The sequence below is a fragment of the Micromonospora sp. WMMD987 genome (assembly GCF_029581435.1).
Lineage (GTDB): Bacteria > Actinomycetota > Actinomycetes > Mycobacteriales > Micromonosporaceae > Micromonospora > Micromonospora rifamycinica.
Map to the genome: position 1 here is coordinate 4,109,960 of NZ_CP120861.1, position 26,661 is coordinate 4,136,620.

Here is a 26,661-nt window from a genome sequence, read left to right on the forward strand (position 1 = left end):
GGCACTCTAGGGCCGGGGTTCCCGGTACCGCCCGCGACTGTCGCGGATCGGTCGCCGCCGCGGTGTCCGGACCCCGGTCCGCCGGTCGTCCACCGGCTCGGCAGGCCGTCCACCCGCGCCCGGCGGCCGTCCACCCGCTCGCGACCGCCCCGCCGGCCCGCGACGGTTACCCGGCGACGACCTCGCGCAGCCGGGCGGCGAAGCCGGCCGGGTCGTCGGCGAAGCCCAGGTGCCCGCCGGGGAACATGGTGGGCGACACCCCCAGCGCGGCGGCCAACGCCCGGGAACTGCGGTCGCACAGCTCCCCGGCCGAATCCGCGCCGAGGCCGACCAGCACCCGGGTCGGGCCGTCGCGCAGCGCGGCGACGTCCGGCTCGTAGCGGGTCGTGCCCTGGAGGGTGTGCAGGTACTGGTAGCGCTCGTCGGCGGCGTCCTGCGGGTCCGGCGTGTGACCGAACATCCCCTGGACCACCTCCTCCGGCATGGTGATGTTCGCGTTGGCGAGGAACAGACGCCACGCGCCCAGCCGGTCCCCGCGCCGGTAGGTCGCGACCATCTCGTCCTCCCGGGCGAGGAGTTCGGCCCGGTCGTCGAGCAGGAGCAGCAACGGCGGTTCGTGGGCGATCACGGTGTGCGCCGCCTGCGGGTGGTGCTGGGCCAGCGCCAGCACGGTGACCGCGCCACCGCTGGAGCCGAGCACCGTCGCCGGCCCCGCGTCGAGGTGGGCGAGCAGCCGGGCCAGGTCGTCGGCGCGCAGCGCGGGCGTGGAGTCCTGCTCGGGGTCGTGCAGCCGGCTGTGGCGGATACCCCGCGGGTCGGTGGTGAGCACGGTGTGGTCGGTGGCGAGCAGGTCGGCCAGCGGGCCGAAGGCCCGCGCGTCCATCGGGGCGGCGACCAGCGCCAGCAGCGGGCCACTGCCGCGTACCTCGAAGTACAGCGTGCCGTCCGGGACGTCGAGGGTGGCGGTGGTCACTGGCGTCGTGGTGGGACTGCTCATCTCGGGGTCCTCCGGGTGTCCAGGTGTGGTGCTTGCCCGGTACAGACTCCCCGCGGGCGGCGGAATCGTCGGTCGCGCGGATTATTCTCGCCGGCATGGCGACCGACGACCACCACGTGACGCTGACCCGTGCCCGGGGCGGGGACGACGCCGCGTTCTCCGCGCTGGTCGGGCCGCTGCGGGCGGAGCTGCACGCCCACTGCTACCGGATGCTCGGCTCGCCGTTCGACGCCGACGACGCGGTGCAGGAGGCGCTGCTGCGGGCCTGGCGGGCACTGCCCCGGTTCGAGGGACGCAGTTCGCTGCGGACCTGGCTCTACACCGTGGCCACCCGGACCTGCCTGGACCTGGCCGCCGGCCGGGGCCGGCGGGCGTTGCCGGTCGACCTGGGACCGGCCAGCGCGCACGCCGTGCCGGACAGCGCCGCCGCCGGGCACGTCCGGTGGCTCGGCCCGTACCCGGATGCCGCCGTGGCCGCCGGCCCGGCCGCCCCGGACGCTCGCTACGAGCAGCGGGAGGCCGTCGAGCTGGCGTTCGTCGCCGCGCTGCAACACCTGCCCGGCAACCAGCGCGCCGCCCTGCTGCTGTTCGACGTGCTCGGTTTCACCGCCGCCGAGATCGCCGCCATGATGGGCACCTCCGCCGCCTCGGTCAACTCGGCGCTGGCGCGGGCCCGCCGGGTCGTCGCCGACCGGGTGCCAGCCCACAGCCAGCAGCGGACCCGGCGGGCGCTCGGCGACACCCGGCTACGGGCGGTCGCCGCCGGCTACGCCACCGCGCTGGAGAACGGTGACGCCGACGCCCTGGTCGCCCTGCTCACCGAGGACGTCACCTGGGCGATGCCGCCGCTGCCGCACTGGTACGCCGGCCTCGACGCGGTGCTGGACTTCGCGCGGGCGATGCCGTTGGGCAGCTGCGGCGGGTGGCGGCACGTGCCGGTGGCCGCCAACGGCCAACCGGCGGTGGCCAACTACCTGCGCGCGGGCGACACCGGCCCGTACCTGCCCTGGTCGATCACGGTGTTGACGGTGCGTGACGGGCGGATCGCCCAGCTCACGTCGTTCCTCGACGGCGCGCTGTTCCCGGCGTTCGGCCTGCCGGCCACCCGCTGACGGCCGGTGGGCGTGACTTGCACCCACCGGCCGGCGCGTCGGTCCGCTCAGGCTAGCGGCGTAGTGAGGGTGTACGAGGCGTCCCCGGCGAAGGTGCTGCCGGCGGCGTACGGGTCGACCCGCAGCACGTAGTCGTAGTGCCGCAGGTAGCGGCCCGGATGGTTCCACGACTCGAAGGAGTAGCTGCCGCCCCCGGCCAGTCCGGTGCGGCTGCAGAAGGTGGCGTCCCCGGCGAACACGGCGCTGCCGTCGTTGCCGGCGAGCCGGATCGAGAAGTCCCAGTGCCGCAGATAGGAGCCGTTGCCCGCGCGGAACGAGTAGCAGGAGGCGTTGGCGAGCCCGGGGACGATCTGGAAGGTGGCGTCCTGCCGGTCGCCGAGTGGGCTGCCACCGGTGAGCACGTCGATGCGGGCGACGTTGTCGCGGTGGCGGACGTACCGGTCGGGGAAGTTCGCCGAGCGCAGCGAGCGGTTGCCGGTGGGCGGGGCGGAGCTGTCGCCGACGCTCTCCCGCAGCACGGTGAAGTGCCGCACCGTGCCGGACAGGCCGGCCAGTTCGGTCTTGCCGGTGAAGCCGTACAGGTCGCTGCTGTCGGCGGAGTAGTACCGGCCGGCGCCGTACTGGTCGAAGTAGATGCGCCAGCGGTTGTCGGGCAGCCGGACCAGGGCGGGGCCTTCCAGGCCCGCCCCCCAACCGGCCCAGTTGCCGGTGCCGACCCAACTCCACGGGCCGGTCAACGCGGTGGCGGTGGCGTGCTCGATGTACTTGGTGGTCTCGTTCTTCATGAAGTTGTGGTAGGTGTTGCCGACCTTGACGATGAAGCTGTCGATGTGGTTGGTGCCGATGCCGTTGAGCGCGGCCGGGGCGCTCCACGCCGACAGCGCGGAGTTCGTCGCGGTGATCCGGTACGGCTGGAACTGCCCGGCCGTGCCGGTCTGGGACACCGAGACCACGATGTGCACGCTGCCGTCGCTGTCGACGAACCACTCGGGCGCCCAGGTGCTGCCGTTGGCGGGGGCGACGCCGATGGTGACGTTGCGTTGGAACGTCCAGCTCAGGTAGTCGCTGCTGCGGGCGATGCCGATGGTGTTGCCGGTCCAGCCGGTGGTGTAGACCAGGTAGTAGTAGCCGTCGGTGTGCCGGATGACGCTCGGGTCGCGGACCAGCCCGGACGGCGGGGTGTAGGCGTTGGCCCGCTGGAGGGTGAACCGGGTGGCGTCGGCCGAGTCGTAGACGTACATGTTGGACTCGCTGCTGTTGGTGAACGCGGTCATCAGGTAGTGCGGGACCGGCCCGGCGGCGTTGGCCCGCGCGGGTACGGCCACCAGCAGGCCACCGAGTACGCAGAGCACCGCCGCCAGAGCGGCGTGGCGGAGACGTCCCATCGACACACCCTTCCACATAGATCGACGTACGTCATTCTGCCCTGTTGCCGGGGCTTTTCGTAGGTGTTGCGGGCCGTGCCCTCGGGCACCCACCCGGAGGGCTTCCCCACGGCGCTACGTGCGGGGTGCGAGGACCTGCACGGGGACGGGATGCGTGAGATGGGTACCGTCGCCGAGCTGGAAGAAGTCGTTGTGGCCCCAGGCAGCCACGGTGTAGTCGGGTTGCAGAGCGAGGCTGTACCACACCCCGGCGGAGACGGCTCTGATCAGGACGAGATACCGCGTGCACGGAGCGGTCTGGCCCACCGCGCAGACCCGCACCGGGGTGGAGCGGCTGACGAAGGTGCCGTCGCCGAGCCCGCCCGCACGGTTGTCGCCCCAGGTGAGCACGCCACCGCTACTCAACTGCGCCATGCTGTGCGACTCGCCGGCCGCGATCTGCCGGACACCGAAGAGGAACCGGGTGCAGGGCGCGGTCTCCCCCGGGGCGCACACCCGCACCGGTGTCGTCCGGTCGACGGTGGTGCCGTCGCCGAGCTGCCCGTCGGTGTTCATGCCCCAGACGGCCGGGCTACCGTCGCCGCGCAGCGCCATGCTGTGGAAGCCGGCGGCCACGGTGTTCACCGCGGTGAGGAACCGCTGGCAGGGTGCCGTCTGCCCCAGCGCGCACACCCGCACCGGGACGGCACGGTTGAGGGTGCTGCCGTCGCCGAGCTGCCCCTGGCCGTTCCAGCCCCAGGCGACAGCCGACGCGTTGTCCACCACCGCCAGGCTGTGCGCGGCACCGGCCGCGACGGATCTGACCCCGCTCAGGAACCTCGTGCAGCGGGCGCTCTCGCCCACCGCACAGACCTGGACCGGAACGGGACGGTAGATGCCGGTGCCGTCACCGAGGCGACCCACATAGTTCGAGCCCCAGGCCAGGGCCAGCCCCGTGTCCGTCGCCGCCAGATTGTGGAACGTCCCGGCCGAGATGGACCGGATCCCGTGCAGGAACTGGCTACAGGGAGCCGTCTGCCCCACCGCGCACACCCGGACCGGGACGGTACGGTTGATGGTGGTGCCGTCACCGAGTTGGCTCTCGGTGTTCAATCCCCAGGAGACGACGGTACGGTCCCGGAGCAAGGCCAGGCTGTGGAAGTCGCCGGCCCGGACGGCGACCACGTCGGTGAGGAACCGGGTGCACGGTGCGGTCTGGCCGACGGCGCACACCCGTACCGGAGTGGAACGGCTGACGGTGGTGCCGTCCCCGAGGACGCCCCCGACGTTCGCGCCCCAGGCGACGACGGTGCCGTCCGAGCGCAGGGCGAGACTGTGCCAGTATCCGGCGGCGACAGCCGTCACCGAGCCGAGTTCACCCGCAGCCGCCCGCGACGGGACGGGCCGCGCCGACGCGGAGATGACGGTGCGGTCGGGTGGCGGGCCGTTCGCGTGTCCGACGGAGGCGCCACCGACCGCCGGAGCCATGGCCAGCACCACCACGGCGGCGGCCCGGACCGGTCGGAGGGACCGGCCCGGCACCGCGATCGGCGGACGCGACGACCGTCCACGGAGTTGGCTGACCATCTGACCTCCCAGCGGGGGACGGCGGTGGGCTCGTGGCTGGCCGGCAGCGCCGGAACGGACCGCGTCGATCCGCCCGGAGGTGGCGTGTCCGGCAAGGGCGTCCGCGCCCCTACCGGAAGCCGAAGAATCATCAGAAATAGTGGAATCAGAATGAGCGAAAAATGGGTTTTCCTCGTCTCGAGCCAATCTTCCGCCAGCCGATTCCAGGAATATAGCCGGTGCGACGGTTGCGGGACGGGCGATCAGTCCAGGATCGCCGTCGCCTCGACCTCGACCAGTACGTCGGGCTCGAACAGGTAGTCGACGCCGATGAGCGACGACGGAGGCAGCGGCTGCGGCAGGCCGAGTTCGCCGGCGACGTCCTCGACGCCGGCCAGGAAGTCGCCGATCCGCTCCGGCGACCAGTTGGTCACGTAGAACGTCAGGCGGACGACGTCGGCGAAGCTCGCGCCGGCGCCGCCGAGGCCGCGCCCGGTGTTGCGCAGCGCCTGGGCGACCTGACCCCGCAGGTCACCTCCCGCGACGGGTCGGCCTGCCTCGTCCCGGCTGATCTGGCCGGCGACGTAGACGTGGCGCGACCCCGACGCGACCGCGACGTGGTGATAGGGGACGGGCTGCGTCATGCCCTGCGGGGAGAAGAACTGGACACCCATCGGTTTCCTTCCTCGTGGTGGCTCACACCTTTTTCAGTAGCTCATGGATACCTGGTGCCTGGAGGAAACTTCAACGAGACTAGGTGTCATGGCAGATACCGACCCCCTCGCGGCAGAACGCCTCCAGATCACCCCACCGCACCGGGAACTCCTGGACCAGGTCCTCGACAAGTGGTCCCTGGAGGTGCTGAACCAGCTCTGCGAACGCCCGTCCCGGTTCAACGAGCTGCGCCATGCCATCCCCACCGTGTCGCAGAAGTCGCTGAGCGCCACCCTGCGCCGACTCGAACGCAACGGCATCGTCGCCCGGCACGTCCTCTCCTCACGACCGGTCGCCGTCGAGTACCGCATCACCACGCTGGGCAAGACCCTCCGGCACCCGGTCGACGTGCTCCTCGACTGGGCAGGTCGGCACCTGCCCGCCATCGAGGCCGCCCGCCGGTCGTACGACGAGGCCGGGTGAGGTCACCGAGGTCCCGCCGCCCCTCCCCTACCCCACCCTCGCCCGCACCTCGCGGTGCCGGGCGCCAGCGCGAACCCCGCCCGACGTCACACCGACGCGGCCCGCCGGCTGTCGCGGTGCTCGCGGTCGGCGCTGCGGGCACGGGCCACCAACCGCCTCACCTCGTCGGCGGTCGCCGGGCCGGGGTTGGCCACGCTCACCCAGCCCTGCACGGCGTAGACCGGGTGTGGCATCAGTCGGTCCGTCCCGGCGAAGTCGAGCGTGTCGCGGTGCGCGGCGAACTCCTCCGGGCCGTAGCCGAACAGGTTCCGGAACTCGGCCCGCCCCACCTCGACGTTGAGCCGGTACCGGCCGTGCCCGGACAGACGGGACAGCTCGTCGAAGTCCGGGACGTCGTGCAGGACAATCGTGGCGAACGGTCGCCTCCGGTCCTCTCCGGTGAAGAAGAACCGGTCCCCCAGGTGTGGGGCGGCAGGTCGGAGCCCGACGGAATCCGGGTCTCGGTCACCCCGGGGAGGCCGGCGATCCGGGCCGCGTCTGCCGTGCCGGGCGCGGAGCCGACGTGCAGGATCGCGTCGCAGGTCTCGATCGTGGTGGTGTCGAGCGGGGAGTGCGGTTGGTGTCCGTCCTGATCAGCAGCCGGGCTGCGGGTGCAGCCGACCCCGCGCGGGGGCACGAGGCACGGGATCGGGCGGCTTCGGCAAGCGCGAGGTGCGCGGTCGGGGCTTCGTCGGAGTGAATCGGCAGTAGCGGCGGTGGGGCCGACCGGCGTCCTCGTGCCCGGCTGGGTCCTTCCAGTAGCTCTCCACCTACCCGGCCCGCTCCAGGCGGGCCAGGATCGGATGCAGACTGCCGGACTTCAGCACCGTCTCGCCGGCGAGGGATATGGATCGAGTGCGGTGGCACCCGTCTGACGCGACCGATGCCGTATGGGCGTTCGTCGATTCGATGCCGCCGTCGCCGCAGTGCATGGGCGTCACGCGACCCACCTCGGAGGCCACGATCCGATGGGCCACCATCGCCGGCACGCTCGCCCGCCTCACCCGAGGCGGACCCGCCACCCGCCAACAACGCCGCATCCTTAACGCGCCCGACTGACATACATGCAAAACGCCTCTCAGATGCTCCCTACCGGTGCAGCAGACCCGCCCCATGCACTTTAGGCTCCTTTCGCCAGATAGACGCGACGTCCCGAGCCTCCCGGCCATTCAGCACCCGGTGAGCCCACAAAGATGTACGGTTCGATGGTAACCGGACCATCCTGGAGAGCCTCCAACTCAAACACTAAATCTTCGACATCCTCATCCACACGTTGACTACGTTCGCGCACGGCAATGTATAGGTTTATACGTTCGGACTTGACATCAAATGAGATAGCTTGCATTTCTGGCGAGATAAGGCCGAGCGCCGCTTGGACGACGTCAATGACCAACCTATTCTCACGCTCGAGAGATATTTCCAACTTCCCATCCTTTCTAGGGCGTCCAGTTCGGATTAATCGGAACAACACTGGGACTCTTCGTCCCCTTGATCATAAATACATTCGTAGGTTGATCAAGAAAGCCAGCTCCTGGATTGTTGTTATAGCCTGTCACACTATCGTAGCGAACAACAATATTTCCGTTGCTCATATGCCTCAGCACCGTCGCGTCGCCACTGTGGTAAGCATCCAGCACACGTTGGGCGTCCGCGTGGCTACTAAAGTAGCTCTTACCAGTGTTGGCATGTAAGGGATCTCCCTGAACATGCCGCCCCTGCTTTTGGCGACTGATGGTTGCGGAGACACACGGGATTGGTCCCGAATTGTGCACGAGCAACGGCACTTTTCCGACGAAAACAAAGTACGTATGGATGGAGTTTACGGTGAGGTTGTAGGCAAGGGTTGTTTGGGTTGAGGAGGGCAGGATGCCACCGACGGGGTGGAGTCCGTTGGGGCTGAGGACGAGATTACCGGGGCCGAGTTGGTCGGCCCGCTGCCACTGGCGGTCGGTGTGGTTCCAGAAGGGGTGGTCCTCGGTGGTGGTGAGGCGCGCTCCCCCGACCTCTAGGTCGATCAGTTCGTCTGGATGAATCCATACGTGCTCTACACGCCGCGGGCCTTGAATGCCGGACTCTGGGTCCGCAGCGAGCACTTCGTCACCTGGCTGCACCTCGTCCAAGCGTTTGGCGCTGCCATCAGCCATCAGTACTTTGGTATCTCCGCTGAAGCTCATACAGCCGCCAGATCCACCGCTCGGTCCAGCGCCAGTTTGACCGCGTCCCAGTTTCCCGGCAAGGCCGAGCATCGGCATCAAATCGTCCATCGGAAGGGTGGCTGCCATAAAGTCGAAATGACTGCCCCAGAGTTCCTTTACCCACTTCCCACAACCGCCAGGGTTACCCATGTCGTAACAGATGCTCATCGCGAGTTCACGCTCATCTGAGAGCACGAGTTCGAAGCTTGATACGCCTTGGCTGAACTTCTCGCCGCGCTGCTCGTTCCAGCGGCGGGTGAATTCTTCCAATGGCACCGTGACAGGGACTCGGATCACGTGGCCGAGAATGCGAGGGTCATTTCGTCGGGTAGGGGCGGTGCCCTTGCGGCCGTTGCGCTTTCCCCAACGCTCGTTCTCCGGGGTGCCGCAGCCGCCTGGGCATCCCTTGGTGGGGCTGTAGCCGTAGCAGTCGAATTCGCGGCAGTCCGCCGGGATCAGTCCACTCGGGTCGCTGGTGGTGACGGGTGAGTTGTTGGCGTACGCGTAGCCGTTCCACTGCTGCGGGTCGGCGAGGTCCTGCAGTGGGTCGAGGGAGATGAAGCGGCCGAGGGTGGGGTCGTAGTTGCGGGCGCCGACCTGCGTCAACCCGGTGTTGGTGTTGCGGGGCTGGTTGAGGAAGCCCCGGTTGTCCGGGGTGGTGATGGTGGCGCCGCGGGGGTCGCCGTACGGGGTGTACTGGCGCCAGGTAGGGACCTGGGCGGTGTTGTTGAGGTAGAGGCTCGGAGTGCCCTGGTGGTCGGGGATGGTGTAGCCGTAGCTGGTGCCGGTTCCGGTGCGGATCGCGGTCGCACCGCTGGGGAGTGGGTGGTACCGCACGCCGCTCAGGGTCTGGGTGCCGGTGTTGAGGGTGATCTGCTGCCCGGGGAGATAGAGGGTGCTGGTTCCGGGGTCCTTCTGGATGAGCAGGTTGCCGTCGGCGTCGTACAGGAAGGAACTGTCGCCGTCCGTGCCGCCGGTGACGGCCGTGAGCTCGCCGGTGTCGTCCCAGCTCAGGGTCTGGTTGCCCTGACCCGCGCTGCGGGTGGCCATGTTGCCGGACTTGTCGTACGTGTACGAGGTGGCACCGGTCAGGCCGCCGCTGGTTGCCGTACTGGTCAGGGTGTGCGGCTGCCCCTTGCTGTTGCCGTCATAGGCATAGGTGGTGGTGATGTCCGTGCCACCAGTGAGCGAGTACTGCTTCTGGTTCTGACGGTTACCGAGGGTGTCTACCGTCCACTCGGTCCAGTAGGCGCTGGCGGGGCTGATGCCGCTGCCGACCATGCCGCGGTTGCTGCCGCTCGGCGCGAGGGCGCAATTGTCGGTGGCGGTCCAGGCGGAGGTGAGCTGGCGAAGCGCGTCGTACCGGTAGCACTGGGTCTCTGCTGTGGTAGCCGGCTCGTAGCGGGTGTCGACCTGCTTGGTGATGTTGCCGAACAGGTCGTACTCGTATTCCTTCTGTGCGACGTCCTTGGTAGTGGTGGTGGTTTTGGTGATCTTCTGGGTCTTCAGCCGGCTGTTGTGGTCGTCATAGGTGTTGATGACGGTGGCCTGGCTGCTGCTCGCGTTGATCCGGCCGCCGGTCACCCGACCCCAGGCGTCGTAATAGGTGGCGTTCGCGTAGGTGGCGAGCAGACTACCGGCCGTGGTCGGCAGTTCCAGGGCACCGGTGTAGGCGTAGGTGACGGTCTCGGAGGGGAGTCCGCCCTTGGCCGGGAAGCCGTTGCTGTACGGCTGCCCGGTCACCCCGAGATAGCCATGACCGAAGGTGTACGTGTTGCCGAGCAGCCCTTCGACCGCGGGAATGGTGATGGTCTCGCCGGTGGACGCGCCGAAGGCGTTGAAGCCGTTGTACTGGGTGATGTAGGCGGCGTTGTTGCGGTGGGCCGTGACCGTGGTCAGCTTGCCTATCGGGTTGGTCATGTTGGCGACTGCGCCGTTGTCGTTGTCGTACTCCCAGGAGGCGAGTCTGTTCGACGACGACTGACCGGACAGGGGTGCGGCGAAGGTGCCGGTCTTGCGGTTGACCGAGTCGTAGGTGAACGAGACGGTCTTGGTGCGAGCATCCGTGGTCTGGGTGAGGTTGCCGGCGCCGTCGTACTTCATGGTGCTGGTGCCGGCGTCCGGGTCGGTCTTCTCGATCACCTGGGCGAGCAGGTCGTACCGGCTGCTCCAGGTGGTCCCGGCGGCGTTGGTGAGGCTGGCCTGGTTGCCGCGTGCGTCATAGCCGTAGCTGGTGGCGGTGGTGGTGCCGCCGGTGAGGTAGTACGTCCCGGTGAAGGAGTTCGACGGGGTGACCAGGATCGGGGTCGTCGTGTACTGGAGAACCTTGTCGGTGCGGCCCGTCGGGTCGGTCACGGTCGAGGTGGTGGTGCCTCCCGCAGGGGGGATGACTGTGGTGCGGTCGCCGTTGTAGATGGTTCGGGTTGCAGAGACGACCTGGTTGTCCCGGGCGTTCTGGACCAGGATCGCCCGACCTGCTCCGTCATAGGTGTTGAAGGTCTGGTGGTAGACCGTCTTGCCGAGATTGGTCGCCGACACGGGCGTGGTTGCGGGGTTGTTGGCCTCGTCCCACCAGCCGTCGTACGTGGCGCGTACCCAGCCCCGGGTGTCGTAGAAGGTGTCAGCGATCATGCGACCGCCGGCCGGGCTGGTGCTCTGGGTCTGGCGCACCCTCATCTGTGCGTCGTAGATGGTCGTCGAGGTGGCGTAACCGCCGGCGTTGTTGAGTGTCTCGGTGGTGGTGGCGGTGGGTCCGGTCTTCTGGACGGTGTAGGTGTAGCGGTGATGGGGTGGGTTACTGGTCGCACGTCCGGCCACCCACACGGCTTTGACCCGGCCGAGGGCGTCGTACTGTCGACGGGTCGACACGAGGTTGGCGTCGGTCGAGACCGTGGTCAGGTTGCGCATCGGGGTGACCGTCGTCGACGAGACGTGGTCCTTGGCGTTCTTGGTGGTCACGCCGGTGGTGAGGCCGACGGCGTTGTCCGTGTACATGGTGGTGGACTTGTTGCCGTTCCCGTCGTACATCGCGGTGGTTCTGCCGTATGCGTCGAACTCCGCGCGGTCGGTGGTCTGGTAGACGTAGGCACCGCCGACGTAGTCGGAGGCCTTACGGACCATGGTCACGTTGCCCTTGGTCGGAGCGGCGGCCTGGGGAAACGTCGTGGCGAAGGTCGGATCGTCGTAGTAGGTACGCACGTGGGAGACGACCTGGGCGGGCCGGTTGACGGTGGCCGGTGCGGTCAGGGTGTTGATGCTGCCGGGCACCGACGCCGGCGAGCCTGGGGTGAAGCCGCCGCAGGCCACGGCGACCGTCTCGACCTGGCTGATCAGCCCGACGATGTTCAGGCTGGTGTTGGCCGGTGCGTACGTGGTGGTGGTGCACTGGTCGTAGGCGGCGTTGACCGGCACCGTGTGGTCGTAGGAGTACTTCAGCATGCCGAAGGTGGGCGAGCTGGCCGACGTGTCGTAGGTGTTGTCGGTCTGGCTGTAGCGCCAGGTGGTCGTGCCGGTGCTGGTCATGGCCTGCCGGGTCCAGGTCTGGACCGGTCCCATCTTGTTCGCCGTCAGGTCGGGCAGCCCGGTCCTGCTCCGCGTGGCGCTGGCCCCGGAGACCCAGTACGAGGTGACCGTCGAGGTTTCGACGGGTCCTCCGTCACCCCGGTATGTCGTGGCTTCCAGCTCCCGGCCGGCCAGCTGGTCGATGTCCTCGTGGGGGCCACCTGCGGAGTCGGTGACGTTGACGACGGTGGTGTTGTTGTTCCGGGACATGCCGCGGTAGTAGCTGGTGGTCGTGAGGGTGCGCGGGTCGTTGGTGGCGTCGCCGTTGCGGGTCTCGACCTTGCCGTAGCCGCGGAACTGGCCGTAGGTGCGGTACTTCGACTTAACGACCTCGTTGTCGTCGTAGTGCCAGGCGGCACCTCCGACGTACGTGTAGCTGGTTGCGGTCGCCGGTGCTCCGCCCGTCGGGTCGGTGGCGGTGACCCTGGTGACAGCGTACTTGTGGAACCAGTCGGGAGTGGGATCGGAGTAGCCGTCAGGGGTCCAGTAGACCGGGTAACAGGACTTGGTGTTCGTCGAAGGGCTGACACTGACCGGGGCCGTGCAGGGCTCTGGCAGTTCGTAGCTGACGGTGATGACGGAGCCGGTCTCGGTGGTCACCGTCTCGAGGCGTTGCCGGAAGAAGGAGGGAAGGCCGCCCGCGGTGTCGACCCGGTTCGGCAGTTTCACTCCGGTGAACGACACGGAAGGCAGCGTGATCGGTGCGGTCGAGCCACCCGAGGTGGTGTCGTGACCGGTGCGGGTGATGGAACTCAGCCACAGCGTGGGGGCCGTACCGTCGAGGGTCAGCGGCATGGCGTGGGTCAGGGCGTACGAGTCCACCGGCTGGTAGGTCGCGGCTGCCGTGTCGTACTGCTGCGTCTCGACGGAGGTGAGTCGGACGGTGGAGAAGAACGAGGGGCTCCAGGACTTGCAGTCGGTGCCCTCGTTGCAGATCAGGTCGAACGGGACGTCCTGCCAGTTGGCCTTGGTGCTCTCGTTCAACGGATTGCAGGTGCCCGAGAGGCACCTGCCGCCGGTGTTGAAGACGACCCGGTTCGGGACGGTGCCGTAGGCGTTGCCGTCGGTGAAGCCGTAGTCGATGCGTGCCAGCCAACTGTCCCGGATGTAGGAGACGTCCGTGACGCCCTCGTTGCGGCCGTAGTAGTTGGCCGCCTGGTTGTAGTAGTAGGCCATGGCGTTGCCGCGGACGTCCTTGACGTAGTCGAGGTTCCACCGATAGGCCATGGTGCACACCGACGACGAGAAGCCAGTCGACTTGTAGCAGGGACCGTCAGCGTGCGGCGAGTACACCGGAGTGTGGTCCACCGACTTGGTTTCCGGCTTGTTGGTGGACCATCCCGGCAGCCGGTTGCGGCCGAACTCGTAGACGGTGCCGTCCGGTTCCGTCACCCGCCAGTAGTCGTGGTTGTAGGTGCCGCTGCCGGATTCGAAGTCGGTCACCTGCTTGATGACCGACCCGTTGTCGTTCTGGAGTTTCCAGGTCTGCTTCCCGGAGTCCCAGATCATCGACGTAGACGAGCCGTTGAGTGACAGGGTAAGGATCGGTCCGGTGTAGCAGCGGTCATACGTCTTCTTCGGCGACGGAGTGCCGCCCGGGTCATCCTGGCAGGAGACGAAGGTCTGCTCCACATAGCTGCGCGGCGTCGACCAACCGTCACCCACCCAGGAGGCCTGCGCACTGGTGGCGACCGTCTGTCCGTCCACCGCGCTGGAGTCGTAGGACAGCGCCAGCTGCGGTGCCAGCTTCGACCGTGTCGGTGGCACCGTCAACGGGTACGAGTAGCTGAACGAGCCGGTGCTGCCACCTGCGTTCCAGGAACCGGACGGCTTCAGATCCGTCGCCGCGTAGGTGCCACCCTCCCCACCTTCCTCACCCGCGCCGGCAAGCGCAGCGAGCACGGTCGTGGCGGGGGCGGCAACGCTCGTCTGACGGTCGACACCGCCCACCGTGATCTCTGCCGAGACCGTTCTGGTCTTTGCGTCGTTGCGTGACAGCAGCGGCTGGACGGAACGGCAGTCCGCCTGTTGCGGGGAGGTAAGCACGCAGGCGGGAAGCTTGACCAGCTTGAGCCTGGAGCCGTAGTTACCGCCGTACGCCTCGGCGAAGTCGGCGTAGTCGACACCGACGCGTATGACTCCGGAGCTGGTCGCATTCGGCGTGGAGACGGTCAGTAGCACCCCGTTGACACCCGCAGCCTCGGTGGCGGCCCGGTCGAGCACGCGTAGGCCGAGGCGAGGAGGCCCAGCGTACGGATGCTCACGCTGCGGGGCGGGTTGCACCCAGATCGGGGTTCCGGTAGCCCTCGCCTTACCGGACGCACCACCGCGTGCACCGGCTGGCGCCACCTCGACCTCGACAGCGGCGGCCTTCGGCCAGGTGGTCCGCGTCGGTCGGGAGTTGGCTTTCGCGGCGTCCCGGGGGACTACGAATTTCGAGGTCAGAGGTTTGACTCCCGTGACGGACCGGCCAGGCGACGGGACGGGAGGACGAGCTGCGGCAGCGGCGGCCGTCGCGTCGTCAGGCGTTCCCACCAGCGTTCCGGCACCGAGCACCGCCCCCACAAAAAACGCGACGATCCTGCTGCGGCGCGTGAGCAACCGCGATCCCCCGTGTCTCACCATTGCCAACCCACCCTGCGCGACGACCGACAAAAAGACACGCAGGGTGTCGGATCGACCACCATGCGGCGGGATCAATGTTTCACGCCGCGCGGCCCCGAGAGGTAACGGAGACATAACGAAAGATCCCCACCACTCATCCAGACCTGTCGAAGAAAGGTCGAAAGGGACAGCACGGCGAGGGAAGACGTTTCCCCGAAGCAGTCGGGCTGGTTCACTGTGCCCGCCACCGGACATGCAGCAGCGTGTCCCCTGACACACGGGGAGTAATGTCTTGACGCCCGGAAACAGCCCCGCACGAAGGCCGCGCCTGCTCGCGTCCACAGTGGCAACCTGCCTGCTCACTGCGTCGTTCGCGGCCTGGTGCAGCCCGGCGGTCGGCTCGCCATCCAGGAAAGCAACCCCTGACCAGGCTGTTCCCGCAGCTATCGGTGTCGCTCAGGCGATCGTTGAGGCACAACGCACCGGCTCACCCGTCGAGGCAACCGCCGCCGGAACCTCGACGACCGTGGTGACGGCCCGCCCCGACGGGCAGATCCAACTCACCGAGCATGTGAAGCCGACCCGTACCCGGATCGACGGGCAGTGGAAGTCGTTGAACCCGGACCTCGTCCGACACGACGATGGCAGTATCACCGCAGCGGTCACCACGAACGAGGTGCGCCTCTCGCCTGGAGGAAACCAGACCTTGGCCGCGATGGTCTCCGGCGACCGCGCCCTCACGCTCGGCGCGCCTGCAACCCTGCCACCGCCGACGCTGTCCGGCGCTACGGCCACCTATCGACAGGTGCTCCCCGACGTAGACCTGACCGTCACGGTCAACGCGGAGGGGTCCTTCTCACACGTCTTCGTGGTCCACACCCCGGAAGCGGCCACCAACTCACGGCTCGCCGACCTGACCCTCAGCACCGAGAGCACCGGATTCACTCTCAGCGCCGACGCCGCCGGCAACATCGCCGGTCGAGACCGGTCCGGCAGTGCGGTCATCACCGCCGCCGCACCGGTGATGTGGGACTCCACCGTGGCGGATGCAGCCGGTCCGTCCGCCGATCGCCGCACCACGACCTCGTCCCCGGCAACTCCGGGCCGGAGTGCCCGCATCGCTCCCATCCGGGTGAAGGTTAAGCCGGGGAAACTCGTTCTCACTCCAGACCGTGCGCTGCTGGCCAGTCCGAAGACGGTCTACCCGGTCTACATCGACCCCACTTTCACCTGGACGCCGACCGGATCGAGCAAGGGGGGCTGGGCCACCATCTCGGCTCAGCACCAGTCGACCAACTACTGGAAGGACACGCCCGACCCGTACAAGCGGATGCAGGTGGGCAATTCCGGAGTGCAGCGTTCCAACACGCTCATCAACTTCTCCGTGCCCTACAGCACTCTGACCGGCGCCACCATCAACTCCGCACTCTTCAAGATCACCAACACCCTGTCGTGGAGTTGTACCGCGAAACGCGTGGACGTCCACGCTCCCTCCACGGTCCTCAGCTCCGGCAACGCGAAATGGGACTTCTGGGAGTCCCAGAGCGCCGGCCCGCTGGCCGCCAACAAGAGCTTCGCCTACGGATACAGCGGATGCGCCGCAAGCGGGGTCTCGTTCGACATCACCGGTCAGATCGCGAGTGACGTCACGGCGAAGAGGAGCACCCGCACGCTGTGGCTCAAGGCGTACAACGAGGCGAGCGACACCCAGAGTTGGAAGGAGTTCCTGGACACCAGCCCCACGTTGGAGATCCTCTACAACCACAAACCCAACACGCCCACGGGGCTCAGCACCTCACCGACCACCTCATGCGCCGCAGCCACCCCCACCGTCGTCGGCGACTCTGCGGTATCTCTGTACGCACCCGTGTCCGATCGCAACGGCGGCGTTCTTGGCGTCACCTTCAAGGTCACCCGGACCAGTGACGCTGCCAACGTCGCCAGCTCCAATCCGAGCACGCTCACCTACCCGTCGGGTAGCACCGCTGTGCTGGTGATTCCGCAGAGCACCTTGCGCACCTACTCGGGCTACACCGGACCGGGGACAGGGACCGCGACCAGTTTCTCCTGGCGGGTGCAGGCCACCGATTTCGGCGTCGCCGGGGACTGGTCAGTGACCTGCAAGTTCGTCTTTGACCCCACCCGCGCCGGCAAGCCCGAGGTGCAACTGACCTCCGCCGCGCCGACCATCGTCGGCCAAGCCGCCACCTTCGGCATCACCCCACCAAGCGGCGGTACCGCACCGAGCAGCTACAGCTATCAACTCAACAGCGCACCGCCCGTGGTGATCCCCGCGTCGACCGGAACCACTTCGATCACGCTCAAGCCCACCCGGTTCACCAACACGCTCGTCGTGACGAGCATCTCGGCCGGAGGCAACATCGGCGACACGGCGGTGAGAATCTTCAACTCCGATCCCGCAGCAACCGCCAATGACGCCGACATGACCGGCGACGGCAAGGCCGATCTGATCACCGTGGGCTCGGCCAACAACCTGCCAGCAGGCCTCTGGCTCGCAGAGAACAACGGCTCCATCAGCGTCAACCCCAACATCACCAACATCGGCACCCAAGGAACCGGCGTCGCCACCAACAGCACGTCTTCCGACTTCGATGGCAGCCAGGTGCTCACCGGCCACTTCTTCGACACCGGGCTACAGGACGTGCTGGTCTATCGTCCCACGAGCGGCGACGCCATCCTCCTGCACGCCAACGGCGACGGCTCGATCATCGAGTCACGGGGCGGCGATCAGCAGATCACCATTCCCCGCGAGGCATTCGCCGATGAGGCCGACACCTCCCCGATCCAGGTTGCCAACGCCGGAGACGGCCGGCAGACCGGATCACTCGTGCCCGACCTCATCGGCACCAGCGGCAACACCACCGGCGGCTACTACAGATCTTGAATGGTCAGGTTCGTCCGATGTGGCCTGTGTGGCGACGTTGGGTTGGGGTAGTTCGATGGGATGAGGTATCCCGATGGAGGTGGGTTGTCTGCGCGGGGGCGGGCGAAGCGTGAGGCGGTACGGCGGCAGGCTGCCGGGTGGTTCGCCGAGGATGTGTCGGTGCCGGAGATCGCGCGGAGGCTGCGGGTGTCGCGGACCGCGGTGTACGGGTGGCGTAAGCGGTGGCGGGCCGGTGGTGAACAGGCTCTGGCGTCGAAAGGGCCTGGCGGGTCGCGGTGTCGGCTGGACGAGGGGCGGCTGCGGCGGCTGGCTGACGCCCTGGACGAGGGGCCGGCGGCGCACGGGTTCGGCGTCGATCAGCGGTGGACCCTGGCCCGGGTGTCGGACCTGATCGCCCGGAAGTTCCACACCCGGTACACGTTGCGCGGGACGGCGAACATCATGTACCGGCTGGGCTGGTCGGTGCAGGTCCCCGCGCATCGTGCGGTCGAGCGTGACGAGGCCGCGATCATCACGTGGCGGCGGGAGACGTGGCCGGCGGGAAAACGGTAGCGGCGCAGCGGCAGGCGTGGCTGGTCTTCGAGGACGAGGCCGGTCAGACGTTGCGCCCACCGAAGGCCCGCACCTGGGGACCACGCGGGCACACACCCGTGGTCCCGGTGTCGGGCAAGGGCTCCGGCCGGGTCTCGATCGCCGGCCTGACCTGCTACCGGCCCGGCCAGCGGTCGCGGTTCATCTACCGCACGATCGTGCACCGCCGCCGCAAGAACGAGCGGCGCAGCTTCAGCGAACGCGACTACATCGCCCTCCTCGACGCCGCCCACCAACAACTCGACGGCCCGATCGTGCTGATCTGGGACAACCTCAACACCCACGTCAGCGCCGCCATGCGGCAGATGATCGACGCCCGGGACTGGCTGACCGTCATCCGACTACCCGCTTACGCCCCGGACCTGAATCCCACCGAGGCCGTGTGGTCCCACCTCAAACGCAGCATCGGCAACCTCGCCGTCACTGGCGTCGATCACCTCCAGGCGATCATCAAGAACCGTCTCAAGAGCATCCAGTACCGCACCGACCTACTCGACGGCTTCCTCGCTCACACCGGCCTGACACTCGAACCCGACACAACCTGACCATTCAAGATCTGTATCTCACCTACTACCCCACGGCAGCACCGGGCGGGTACCAGCAGGCCACCCGCACCACCGCCCTGACCCCCACCGGGGGTACCGACTGGAACAACTGGACGATCACCACCGCCCAGACCGCGACCGGCACCGCCATGTTCCTGTGGAACCGCTCCACCGGCGCCCTGCACCTCTGGAGCGATCTCACCTTCGATCTCGACACCGCCCAGCTGACGTATGTCAGCCGCACGTTGGCCACCGCCGATTGGAACAAAGGCACCGCCCTGGTCCTGCGAGCCGCCGACATCAACGGCGATGGCAACCCCGACCTGTGGACGACGGGAGCAAGCTCCGCAGTCACCGCCTGGCTGGTACGTACGAGCCCCAACCCCACGCCGATCGAAGCGCAGCCGACCCAGACACTGATCACTTCCCAACACACCTGGCTGTTCGACGAAGGCACCGACGGCGCGATCCCCGGTGCCACCGACTCCTCGGGTGGGAAGTCTCTGACCGCCACCGCCACGGGTGCCGTGTCCCGTAGCGGAGACATGTTCAGTCCCAGCCTGATGCTCAACATGGACTCGGCGACCGCCGCACCGAACACCGCCCTCCAGGGGGAGCTGTTCCGCAATGAACCACTGATCGACACCACCAAGTCGTTCAGTCTCTCCGTCTGGGTGAAACCCACCACCGCCGGCGGAGTCATCGTTTCCGAGGACGGAGCGAACACCTCACGCTTCATCCTCTGGAACAACACGAGCGACAACACCTGGCGCTTCGGTCTGGGCAACGCCGACAGCGGCTGGTCCTACACCCAGGTGGTGACTCCGGCCGGGACCGCACTCGGCGTCTGGACACACCTGGTCGCCACCTACAACGCGGAAACCCGAGCCATCTCGCTCTACGTCAACGGCGTACTCAAGGGCAGTACCGCCTTCACGGCGACCCCAAGCTGGCCGGGCACCGGCAAGTTCGTGGTCGGCAGATACAAGTACCAAGCCGCTCCGACCGCCTACTATGCCGGCAAGATCAGCAACCTGCAGGTATGGAAGCGTGCGCTCACCCCGACTCAGGCCGGCGCGAGCAATACCACCAAGACCGGCTCGCTCACACCGTTCGGGTCGACGACCTGGACACCGCCGGGAACCGGCACGACCGAAACGGAAACCTATGCCGTCGACACCGCCGCCAACCTCTGGAAGTACCGCAAGCAGGGCACGCAGCTGACCGATCCCCGCCTCATCTCCACCGGCTGGGACCAGTTCACTCCGTTCGGGATCGCCGACTTCAACCACGACGGCTTCCAGGACCTCATAGTCCGCGACGACACCACCTGCAACCTCCAGGTGTTCCTCGGAACCCCGGACGACATCAGCCCCCAGCCCACGTTCCTCGGCAACGGCTGGTGCAGCTACCGCCCCTTCGGAGTCGTCGACTGGAACAGAGACGGCTACCAGGACATCATCGCCGCAGGCGCGACCGGCGAGATGTGGAACTACCCCGGTGACCTGAAGGGGGGTCAGGCAACCCGGGTGCAACTCGGCACAGGCTGGTCCACCAACTACAGCACGTTCGGCATCGCCAACGTCGTCGGAGACAGCACACCCGACGTGTACGCCAGACTGACCAGCACCGGCATCCTCAACCTGTACGACTTCCCACCCAACAACGTCAGCCAGGTCGGCACCGGCTGGGGCAGCTTCACCTCATTCGGCCTCACCGATTTCAACCGTGACGGCAAACCCGACGTCATCGCCCGGGACAACTCCACCGGCACCGTATACCTCTACCCGGGCACCACCAACGGACTGCTCAGCGCGAGAACCCAGATCGCCACCGGCTGGTGAGATCATGGGTGTGGGCCGGGCCGACGATAGGGGGCCCGGCCCACACCGCTCCAGGTCGGCTCCACCCACAGGCGAGTCTCTCGCCGCAACAAGCGTCCGACCGCAGCGATCAGCCCCGGCCCCTACGACTTGACGGTGACCTGGTGATTCTCGCAGGCCGCAATGAGCCCGGGAACAACACGGGTCAAGGTGACCCGATCGAAGTGCTGTACCTCCTCACTACCGCGACGACTCTGCACCCGTTGCACCATGCCCACCGCAGTCACCCCCGCGGACTTCAGATCCTCATGAGCGGAACGCTGAAACAGCTCCGCCACCCGCTGCACCTCATCGGCAGGCGCAACCTGACCCTGCTCGACCCTCATCACGAACCCCGCCGATCGACACGCGGTCACCCCTGGGTCCTCGTCCTTCCGGTCAGCGAACTGCCAGTACGCCGCCGCGCCACCGCCTCCCAGAGCGAGCAGCACAAGAGACACCACCACCAGGCTGACCCAGCGGCGTCGCCGCCTCGGCACATCGGCGGCGTACTCAGCCCCGGAGTGGTCGTCTGTCACCCGAACGTCCTTTCTCGACACCTGCAACAACGAGGGTGGAAAATTACCACCTCACCCGGGCCACATCTCGTCGACCAGGTAGGCCGCGTGCACCGCCAGCGCCAGCGCCGAAACACCTGTATCGGACGGGGTCGCACCCCAGGACCCGTCTGCCCGGCTACTACAGCCCGCAGGGGCACCCACCTGACGGCGGGTGCCCCTGCGGGAAGGAACTCTTGCGGGGTGACTACCGGAAGGTGACGTCACTCCTGTTGACCTTGCAGTTGGCGTCGTTCCAGCCCTCACCGAGGTAGCTGGGTTCGCTGCCCTTGGGCACGCCCTTGTACTTGCCGCAGATGGTGGCCGAGCCGATCACGACCACACGGGTGATCGTCGCGGTGTCGTTCCAGTTGCTGTTGATGCCGGCGAGCATGTCGATGTCGTCGACCAGGACGTTGTCGATACGCACGTGGCGGGTGTACGAGGTGGTGCAGTTGCCGCAGCCGCGGTACAGCTTGCCGGACCCCTTCAGGTAGAAGCCGGAGATGTTGACCGTGCCGTTGCCGTTGTGCTGGAAGGTCTTGTCGCTGCCGCTGCGTGCTCCGCCGCCGATGACGTACGAGGTGCCGCCGTTGGTCTGCTTGAAGGTGGCGGCGTCCTCACCGATGTCGTTCCACCACACGTTACGCAGGGTGCAGGTGCCCTCGCAGTGCACGCCGTCGCCGGCCGGCGAACCGAGGATCACGTTCTGCAGCGTGCCACCGTTGGCGATCTTGAACATCGGGTCCTGCGACTCACCCTGTCCACCGTCACCGATGCAGCAGTAGGTCTTCATCCCGCCGTCGAAGGTGCCGGAGACGTTGACCGTGCCGGAGATGCCGACCGAGCCGGCCGACGACGGCCACGCCCCGGTCGGCGTGCCCGGGTTGCCGGTCGGGCCGGACGTCGGACTGCTGGTTGGGCCGGACGTCGGCCCGGTGGTCGGGTTCGATCCGCCGCTGGAGTACGTCTCGAACTCGGCGATCCGCGGGGTGCCGGACGCGCTGGTGATGACGAAGGAGATCTTCTTCAGCGACGTCGCGGAGAAGGTGATGGTGCCCGGGGCGCTGCTGCCGCTGGCCAGGACAGCGCTCGTGTCGTTGTTCTTGAGCTGCCAGCCGCTGATCGAGCCGCCGCCCGAGGCCTGCACGATGACGGCCGAGGACACCGTGGTGGCGCTGCCCCACTTGACCGAGACGGTGCCGGTCGAGCCGGCCGGCGACCAGTAGGTGCCGGTGTTGCCGTCGATGACGTTGCCGTAGCTGGTACCGCTGGCCTTGCTGGAGCCGTCGGCGCCGGCGCCGAGGCTCAGGTTCGTGGCGGCCGAGGCGCTGGGGATCTGCAGCGCCAGCGCGACGACGGCACCTGCGACCACGGTGGCACCGCCGGCCAGCCACCGCGAGGCGACTCTGCGTTTCATCTGGTTTCACCTTTCGGACGGGAGCGCCCTGGGACGGGAAAGCGCTTTCCGAAAACGATAGAGACGGATCGATGGTGAGGCAAGGGTCACACCCGCTTTTCGGGACCGACACGGCGTACGGGTTGCCCCGGGTCGCCGCCGCTCCCGGCCCGGCCGGCCGACGACCCTGCAAGCGGGGACACCGCGGAGCGCGGTCCTGACATAGACACGCAGTGTTACGTTGGGGCCGTCCACTGGCGACGGTTGGGGGTGTGCATGGCGGAGACTGCTGGGCGGGTGCTGCCGGTCTATCTGGTGGCGGACGAGTCCGTCTCCATGACTCCGGTGGTGGACGAGTTGAACGCGGGGCTCCAGTCGCTCCACGACGCGCTGCTGCGCGAGCCTCTCGCGGCAGCCAAGGTCCGCTTTTCGATCATCGGCTTCTCCGAGGACGTGATCGTCCATTCCGCGCTGTCCGACCTGCGCAACGAGACGGCCCTGCCGCAGTTGTCGGTGCGGTCCGGGACCGCCTACGGCGCCGCGTTCGGGCTGCTGATCGACCGGATCCCGGCCGACGTGCGGGCTCTCAAGCGGGAGGGCTTCGCGGTGCACCGGCCGGCGGTGTTCTTCCTCAGCGACGGGCAGCCGACCGACCCGGGTGAGTGGGAGCCGGTCTATGCCGAGCTGACCGACCGGGAGCGCACCCCCACCGCGCCGAACATCATCGCGTGTGGCATCGGCGAGGCGCGGGCCGAGACGATCCTGCACGTGGCGACCCGGCCGGAGTTCGCGTTCGTGGCCACGCCGGGGGTGGAGGTGGGGTTCGCGATCGCCGAGTTCTGCACCGCCCTGACCCGCAGCGTCATCAGGTCGGGGCAGGCTGTCGGCGGGGACGCGGCCGAGCTGGTGGTGGAGCGGCCGGACAGCTTCCGGATGGCCGTGGACGTGGTGTGAGCTTCGACTGGGCACCCCCGCTGATCGGGGTGACGGGTCCGCCGGAGGTGCCGGCCCGCGCCCCGCAGACGCAGCCGTACCGGCCGGACACCGTGATCGACGGCTGGGCGGCGGACGGTTTCGCGGTGCGGGCGGCCTCGGTGCGCGGGCCGGGTCACCGGGCGTCCGGCGTACCCCGGCAGGATGACTTCGCGGTGGCCACGGTGGCCGGTTCGGTGATCGCGGTGGTGGCCGACGGGGTTTCCAACGCCCCGCTGTCCCACCTGGGCGCCACCATGGTGTGCCGGACGGTCGTCGACTATCTGCTGCGCGCCGACGCCCCGGTCGACTGGCACGACCTGCTGCGCTGTGCGGGCTGGGCGCTGGTGGAGTACGCCGGGCGGCAGTGGGGTGAGACCGATCCGCAGCGGGCCGAGACGCTGTTGGCAAGTACCGTGGTCGTGGCCCTGGTCCGCCCGGACGGCCCTGGGCGGGCCGTCGCCCAGCTGGTCCGGGTCGGCGACTCGGCCGCCTGGCGGTTGCGCGACGGCGGGTGGGAGCCGCTGTTCACCACCCTGTCCGACCCCCGCGACGAGCTGCTCCCGGATGGTGTCGCCGCCCTGCCCCGGGTGCCCACCGACGTCGACCCGGTGGAGGTGGTGATCGCCGCGGGCGACGTGTTGGTGCTCGCCACCGATGGTTTCGCCGAGCCGCTCGGTCACGGCACCGGTGACCTCGGGCGGCTGTTCGGCGACGGGCTGGCCACGCCTCCGACGATGACCCGGCTCGCCTGGATGCTCGACTTCACCGGCGGGTCGTGGGACGACGACCGGACCGTGCTGGCCGTCTGGCCGGAGCCGCCGGGGCTGCCATGACCAGTCCGCTGCCGCCCGAGGTGAGCCTGTCCGCCCTCGGTCCGCGGACCCGGATCGGGGCCGGCGGTCAGGGCACGGTCTACGCCCTCGCGGAGGATCCGCGGTGGGTCTACAAGGAGTACGCGACCCGGCTCGTCGACGACGTCGACGTCACCACGTTGAACCGTTTCGTCCGGCTCGCCGCCGGGTCCGGACCGGACGCCGACGCGCTGCTCGGTCTCGCCGCCTGGCCCACCGCGGTCGTCCGCAAGGAGGGTGTGGTCCGGGGGTTCCTGATGCCCCGCGTGCCCGAGCGGTTCCACGTCCGCATCCAGCTGCCCCGGGGGCCGGACACCGTCCTGGCGCAGGTGCAGTACCTGCTCAACAACGACGACTACCTGCGGGACCGTGGGCTGCACATCGACGACCGGATGCGCCTGGAACTGCTGCGGGACACCGGTGAGGCGCTGACCCTGCTGCACCGGCTCGGTGTCTGCGTCGGTGACCTGTCACCGAACAACCTGCTGTTCAGCCTCGACGCCCGGCCACGGTGCTACTTCATCGACTGCGACGCGATGCGGCTGGACGGCGACTCGGTGCTGGCGCAGGCGGAGACCCCCGAGTGGCACGTGCCGGACGCCGACGCCGAGGAGCTGGCCACCCCGGCCACCGACGCGTTCAAGTTCGGGCTGCTCGCGGTCCGCCTGTTCGCCGGTGACCAGCAGACCCGCGATCCGGACGCGGCCCGGCGGCGGCTCGACCGGCAGCTGGTCCTCCTCGCCGGCCGGAGCCTCGATCCCGCCCCGGACCGCAGGCCGGCTCCGCAGCAGTGGTTGGACATCCTGGACCGCAGCATCCGACGCACGCCCCCGACGCCGCCCGGCACTCCCCCGGCGGGCCGGGAGCCGCCCCGTCAGGAGCCGTCCCGTCCGAGCCCCGTACGCCGGATCGTCCCCCGGCCCGGGGCGGTGGCCCGGCCCCGACCGGCCGGTCGGGGCTGGGGGCTGCTCGTCGCCGCGGCGGTGGCGGCGATCGTGCCGCTGGTCGGCCTGATCAACGCCAACGGCGACCCGTCGGGCACGTACCCCCGGACGGGGCAGAACCTGCCGACGGGATACCCGTGGAACAGCGACCGTCCGCTCGACTACCCCGGGTTACCGACGAGGATTCCGGGTCTGGTCCTGCCCACCGACGCGCTCGGAAGGACACCGGGATACCCCACCTATCCCGACCTCGCGAGCCGCCTTCCCCTGATCAGGGCCTGCCTGCTCAACGACGTCACGGTGGGACGGGGCCTGAACGCGGCGTCCGCCCGGACGAAGGCCGCCGTCTCCGCCGTCGACAGCTTCCTCTGCGCGCTCTGGAACAAGGCGGTGTCCCTGGACGACCGCAGCAGGACCCAGACCGCCCGCGTCGCAACCTTGGCGGGGAAAGGCCCGTTCCACGCCGCGACGATCATCGGAATCCGCACCGCGGCCAGCGGCAGCCCTCAGGTCAACGTGGTGTTCGAGCCGGTCGGTGACGGCCCGTCGTCGGGCTGCTGGCGGTCCCGACTGTCGTTGGTCAAGGACGACGACGGGTACCACGTCGGCTCGCTGTCCGCACCGGCCAGGGCGTCCTGCCCGTGACCGCTGGCCCCCTTGTGCAGCAGGTCGTTGACGGCGGCGGCGGTGGACGGCGGCACCGGACGACCGTCCTCGACCGGGAAACCCAACGCGACGACCAGGCCGCGGTGCCGTAGGTCGACGGTCGCCTCCACGACGTCGGCGAACAGGCCCGCCGCCGACCGGGCCCGCCACCAGGAGACGGCACCGAGGATCACGCCGAGCGGCACCGCCGGCCACCACCACGGCGTCAGCGCGAGGGAGAGCACCGCCCAGCCGGCCGAGGTGACGGCCCGGTCGAACCGGTCGCGCGCCTGCATGACGTCGGTCCGCCCGTCCGCGTCGAGCAGCTGCCACAGTCGCGGCCAGATCAGGGCGAGGCGGAGGCCGTACTGGGCGGCCACCCGGTCGTCGGTGAGCCGGATCCGGTCGCCGATCCACGTCGGCCGGGCGGGCAGGTACACCGCCGGCACCACCCGGCGTCGCCCGGTGAGTCGACGCTCGGCGGCGGCCCGACGGCGAACGGTCAGCGCGGTCGCGATCCGGCCCGCCGGGCCGGCCCAGGAGCCCAGCCAGACGTGGCGGACCACCCTGCCGGCCGCCTGGGCGCAGACGGCGGCCACCGCGGCGGCCGCGACGACGAGCGACCCGACGACCACGGCCAGGCTGGCCCGGCCCCGCAGGTGATCGAGGGTGTCGGCCAGGGCGAGCGCCGCACCGGGTACGTCGAAGACGGACCCGCGTCCCGGCAGCACGGCGAACGCGGCCACCACACACCACAGCAGGGCAGGGCCAAGCGCCCGGGTCAACCAGCGGTCGTTGAGGCGTCGTCCGAC

The 26,661-nt window shown here is 68.6% G+C and carries 19 protein-coding genes and 1 pseudogene; 9 read left to right on the forward strand and 11 right to left on the reverse strand.

Translation table 11 applies throughout. The features are described 5' to 3' along the window. Positions 1-166: 166 nt before the first annotated feature. A complete protein-coding gene (locus O7612_RS17345; protein WP_282265569.1) occupies positions 167-997 on the reverse strand; it encodes an alpha/beta hydrolase in 831 nt (276 codons plus the stop codon). Positions 998-1,092: 95 nt separating this feature from the next. On the opposite strand from O7612_RS17345, the gene O7612_RS17350 reads away from it, so the two are divergent. After that, positions 1,093-2,109, forward strand: a complete 1,017-nt coding sequence (locus O7612_RS17350; protein WP_282265571.1) for a sigma-70 family RNA polymerase sigma factor — start codon at positions 1,093-1,095, stop codon at positions 2,107-2,109. A 47-nt stretch (positions 2,110-2,156) separates the two neighbouring features. Here the strand turns inward: O7612_RS17350 and O7612_RS17355 are convergent, their stop codons facing one another. The 3 genes from O7612_RS17355 to O7612_RS17365 form a co-directional block, all read right to left on the reverse strand. Beyond that, entirely contained in the window at positions 2,157-3,494 is a 1,338-nt protein-coding gene (locus O7612_RS17355) for a glycoside hydrolase family 43 protein (protein WP_282265573.1), read from the reverse strand. Positions 3,495-3,608: 114 nt separating this feature from the next. Then, a complete protein-coding gene (locus tag O7612_RS17360; RefSeq protein ID WP_282265575.1) occupies positions 3,609-5,060 on the reverse strand; it encodes a hypothetical protein in 1,452 nt (483 codons plus the stop codon). A gap of 242 nt (positions 5,061-5,302) precedes the next feature. Then, the gene (locus O7612_RS17365) at positions 5,303-5,713 is read right to left on the reverse strand and encodes a RidA family protein (RefSeq protein ID WP_282265577.1); all 411 of its coding nucleotides are present in this window, start codon (positions 5,711-5,713) and stop codon (positions 5,303-5,305) included. An 88-nt stretch (positions 5,714-5,801) separates the two neighbouring features. On the opposite strand from O7612_RS17365, the gene O7612_RS17370 reads away from it, so the two are divergent. Beyond that, positions 5,802-6,176: a helix-turn-helix domain-containing protein gene (locus O7612_RS17370; protein ID WP_282265579.1), complete on the forward strand. Its 375-nt coding sequence runs from the start codon at positions 5,802-5,804 to the stop codon at positions 6,174-6,176. 86 nt (positions 6,177-6,262) lie between these two features. Here O7612_RS17370 and O7612_RS17375 read toward each other — a convergent pair. The 4 genes and pseudogenes from O7612_RS17375 to O7612_RS17390 form a co-directional block, all read right to left on the reverse strand. Next, positions 6,263-6,780, reverse strand: a pseudogene (locus O7612_RS17375) (DUF6194 family protein); the annotation flags it as partial. 205 nt (positions 6,781-6,985) lie between these two features. Continuing rightward, positions 6,986-7,156 (reverse strand): hypothetical protein, encoded by a 171-nt coding sequence (locus O7612_RS17380; protein WP_282265580.1) that lies wholly within the window; start codon positions 7,154-7,156, stop codon positions 6,986-6,988. A gap of 179 nt (positions 7,157-7,335) precedes the next feature. Then, positions 7,336-7,638: a hypothetical protein gene (locus O7612_RS17385; RefSeq protein ID WP_282265583.1), complete on the reverse strand. Its 303-nt coding sequence runs from the start codon at positions 7,636-7,638 to the stop codon at positions 7,336-7,338. Between the two features lie 13 nt (positions 7,639-7,651). Continuing rightward, entirely contained in the window at positions 7,652-14,194 is a 6,543-nt protein-coding gene (locus O7612_RS17390; protein ID WP_282265585.1) for an RHS repeat-associated core domain-containing protein, read from the reverse strand. 673 nt (positions 14,195-14,867) lie between these two features. On the opposite strand from O7612_RS17390, the gene O7612_RS17395 reads away from it, so the two are divergent. The 3 genes from O7612_RS17395 to O7612_RS17405 all read left to right on the forward strand — a co-directional run bounded on the left by O7612_RS17395 (position 14,868) and on the right by O7612_RS17405 (position 18,616). Beyond that, positions 14,868-17,480 (forward strand): hypothetical protein, encoded by a 2,613-nt coding sequence (locus O7612_RS17395; RefSeq protein WP_282265587.1) that lies wholly within the window; start codon positions 14,868-14,870, stop codon positions 17,478-17,480. An 84-nt stretch (positions 17,481-17,564) separates the two neighbouring features. Next, the gene (locus O7612_RS17400) at positions 17,565-18,032 is read left to right on the forward strand and encodes a winged helix-turn-helix domain-containing protein (protein ID WP_231932599.1); all 468 of its coding nucleotides are present in this window, start codon (positions 17,565-17,567) and stop codon (positions 18,030-18,032) included. Then, on the forward strand, positions 18,011-18,616 hold the full coding sequence (locus O7612_RS17405; protein ID WP_282265593.1) for an IS630 family transposase: 606 nt from the start codon (positions 18,011-18,013) through the stop codon (positions 18,614-18,616). The genes O7612_RS17400 and O7612_RS17405 overlap by 22 nt, the downstream gene beginning before the upstream one ends. Positions 18,617-18,641: 25 nt before the next feature. Here the strand turns inward: O7612_RS17405 and O7612_RS17410 are convergent, their stop codons facing one another. Next, positions 18,642-18,767, reverse strand: a complete 126-nt coding sequence (locus O7612_RS17410) for a hypothetical protein (protein WP_282265595.1) — start codon at positions 18,765-18,767, stop codon at positions 18,642-18,644. On the opposite strand from O7612_RS17410, the gene O7612_RS17415 reads away from it, so the two are divergent. Continuing rightward, complete coding sequence (locus tag O7612_RS17415) at positions 18,766-20,460, forward strand: LamG-like jellyroll fold domain-containing protein (protein WP_282265597.1); 1,695 nt, start codon at positions 18,766-18,768, stop codon at positions 20,458-20,460. The two genes, O7612_RS17410 and O7612_RS17415, sit on opposite strands and share 2 nt — an antisense overlap. Positions 20,461-20,582: 122 nt before the next feature. Here O7612_RS17415 and O7612_RS17420 read toward each other — a convergent pair whose 3' ends face one another. Together O7612_RS17420 and O7612_RS17425 are read right to left on the reverse strand one after the other, a co-directional pair. Further along, entirely contained in the window at positions 20,583-21,017 is a 435-nt protein-coding gene (locus O7612_RS17420; protein WP_282265599.1) for a hypothetical protein, read from the reverse strand. Between the two features lie 226 nt (positions 21,018-21,243). Beyond that, positions 21,244-22,455 carry a pectate lyase gene (locus O7612_RS17425; RefSeq protein ID WP_282265601.1) on the reverse strand — a complete coding sequence of 404 codons (1,212 nt, stop codon included), beginning with the start codon at positions 22,453-22,455 and terminating at the stop codon, positions 21,244-21,246. Between the two features lie 255 nt (positions 22,456-22,710). Between O7612_RS17425 and O7612_RS17430 the strand changes: the two genes are divergently transcribed. Genes O7612_RS17430 through O7612_RS17440 form a run of 3 tightly spaced genes read left to right on the forward strand, consistent with a single transcriptional unit; the run spans position 22,711 to position 25,849 of the window. Beyond that, positions 22,711-23,388 carry a hypothetical protein gene (locus tag O7612_RS17430; RefSeq protein ID WP_282265603.1) on the forward strand — a complete coding sequence of 226 codons (678 nt, stop codon included), beginning with the start codon at positions 22,711-22,713 and terminating at the stop codon, positions 23,386-23,388. Then, the gene (locus O7612_RS17435; RefSeq protein ID WP_282265605.1) at positions 23,385-24,242 is read left to right on the forward strand and encodes a protein phosphatase 2C domain-containing protein; all 858 of its coding nucleotides are present in this window, start codon (positions 23,385-23,387) and stop codon (positions 24,240-24,242) included. The genes O7612_RS17430 and O7612_RS17435 overlap by 4 nt, the downstream gene beginning before the upstream one ends. Then, positions 24,239-25,849: a hypothetical protein gene (locus tag O7612_RS17440; protein WP_282265607.1), complete on the forward strand. Its 1,611-nt coding sequence runs from the start codon at positions 24,239-24,241 to the stop codon at positions 25,847-25,849. Before O7612_RS17435 ends, O7612_RS17440 begins: the two co-directional genes overlap by 4 nt. The last annotated feature ends 812 nt before the right edge of the window (positions 25,850-26,661 follow it).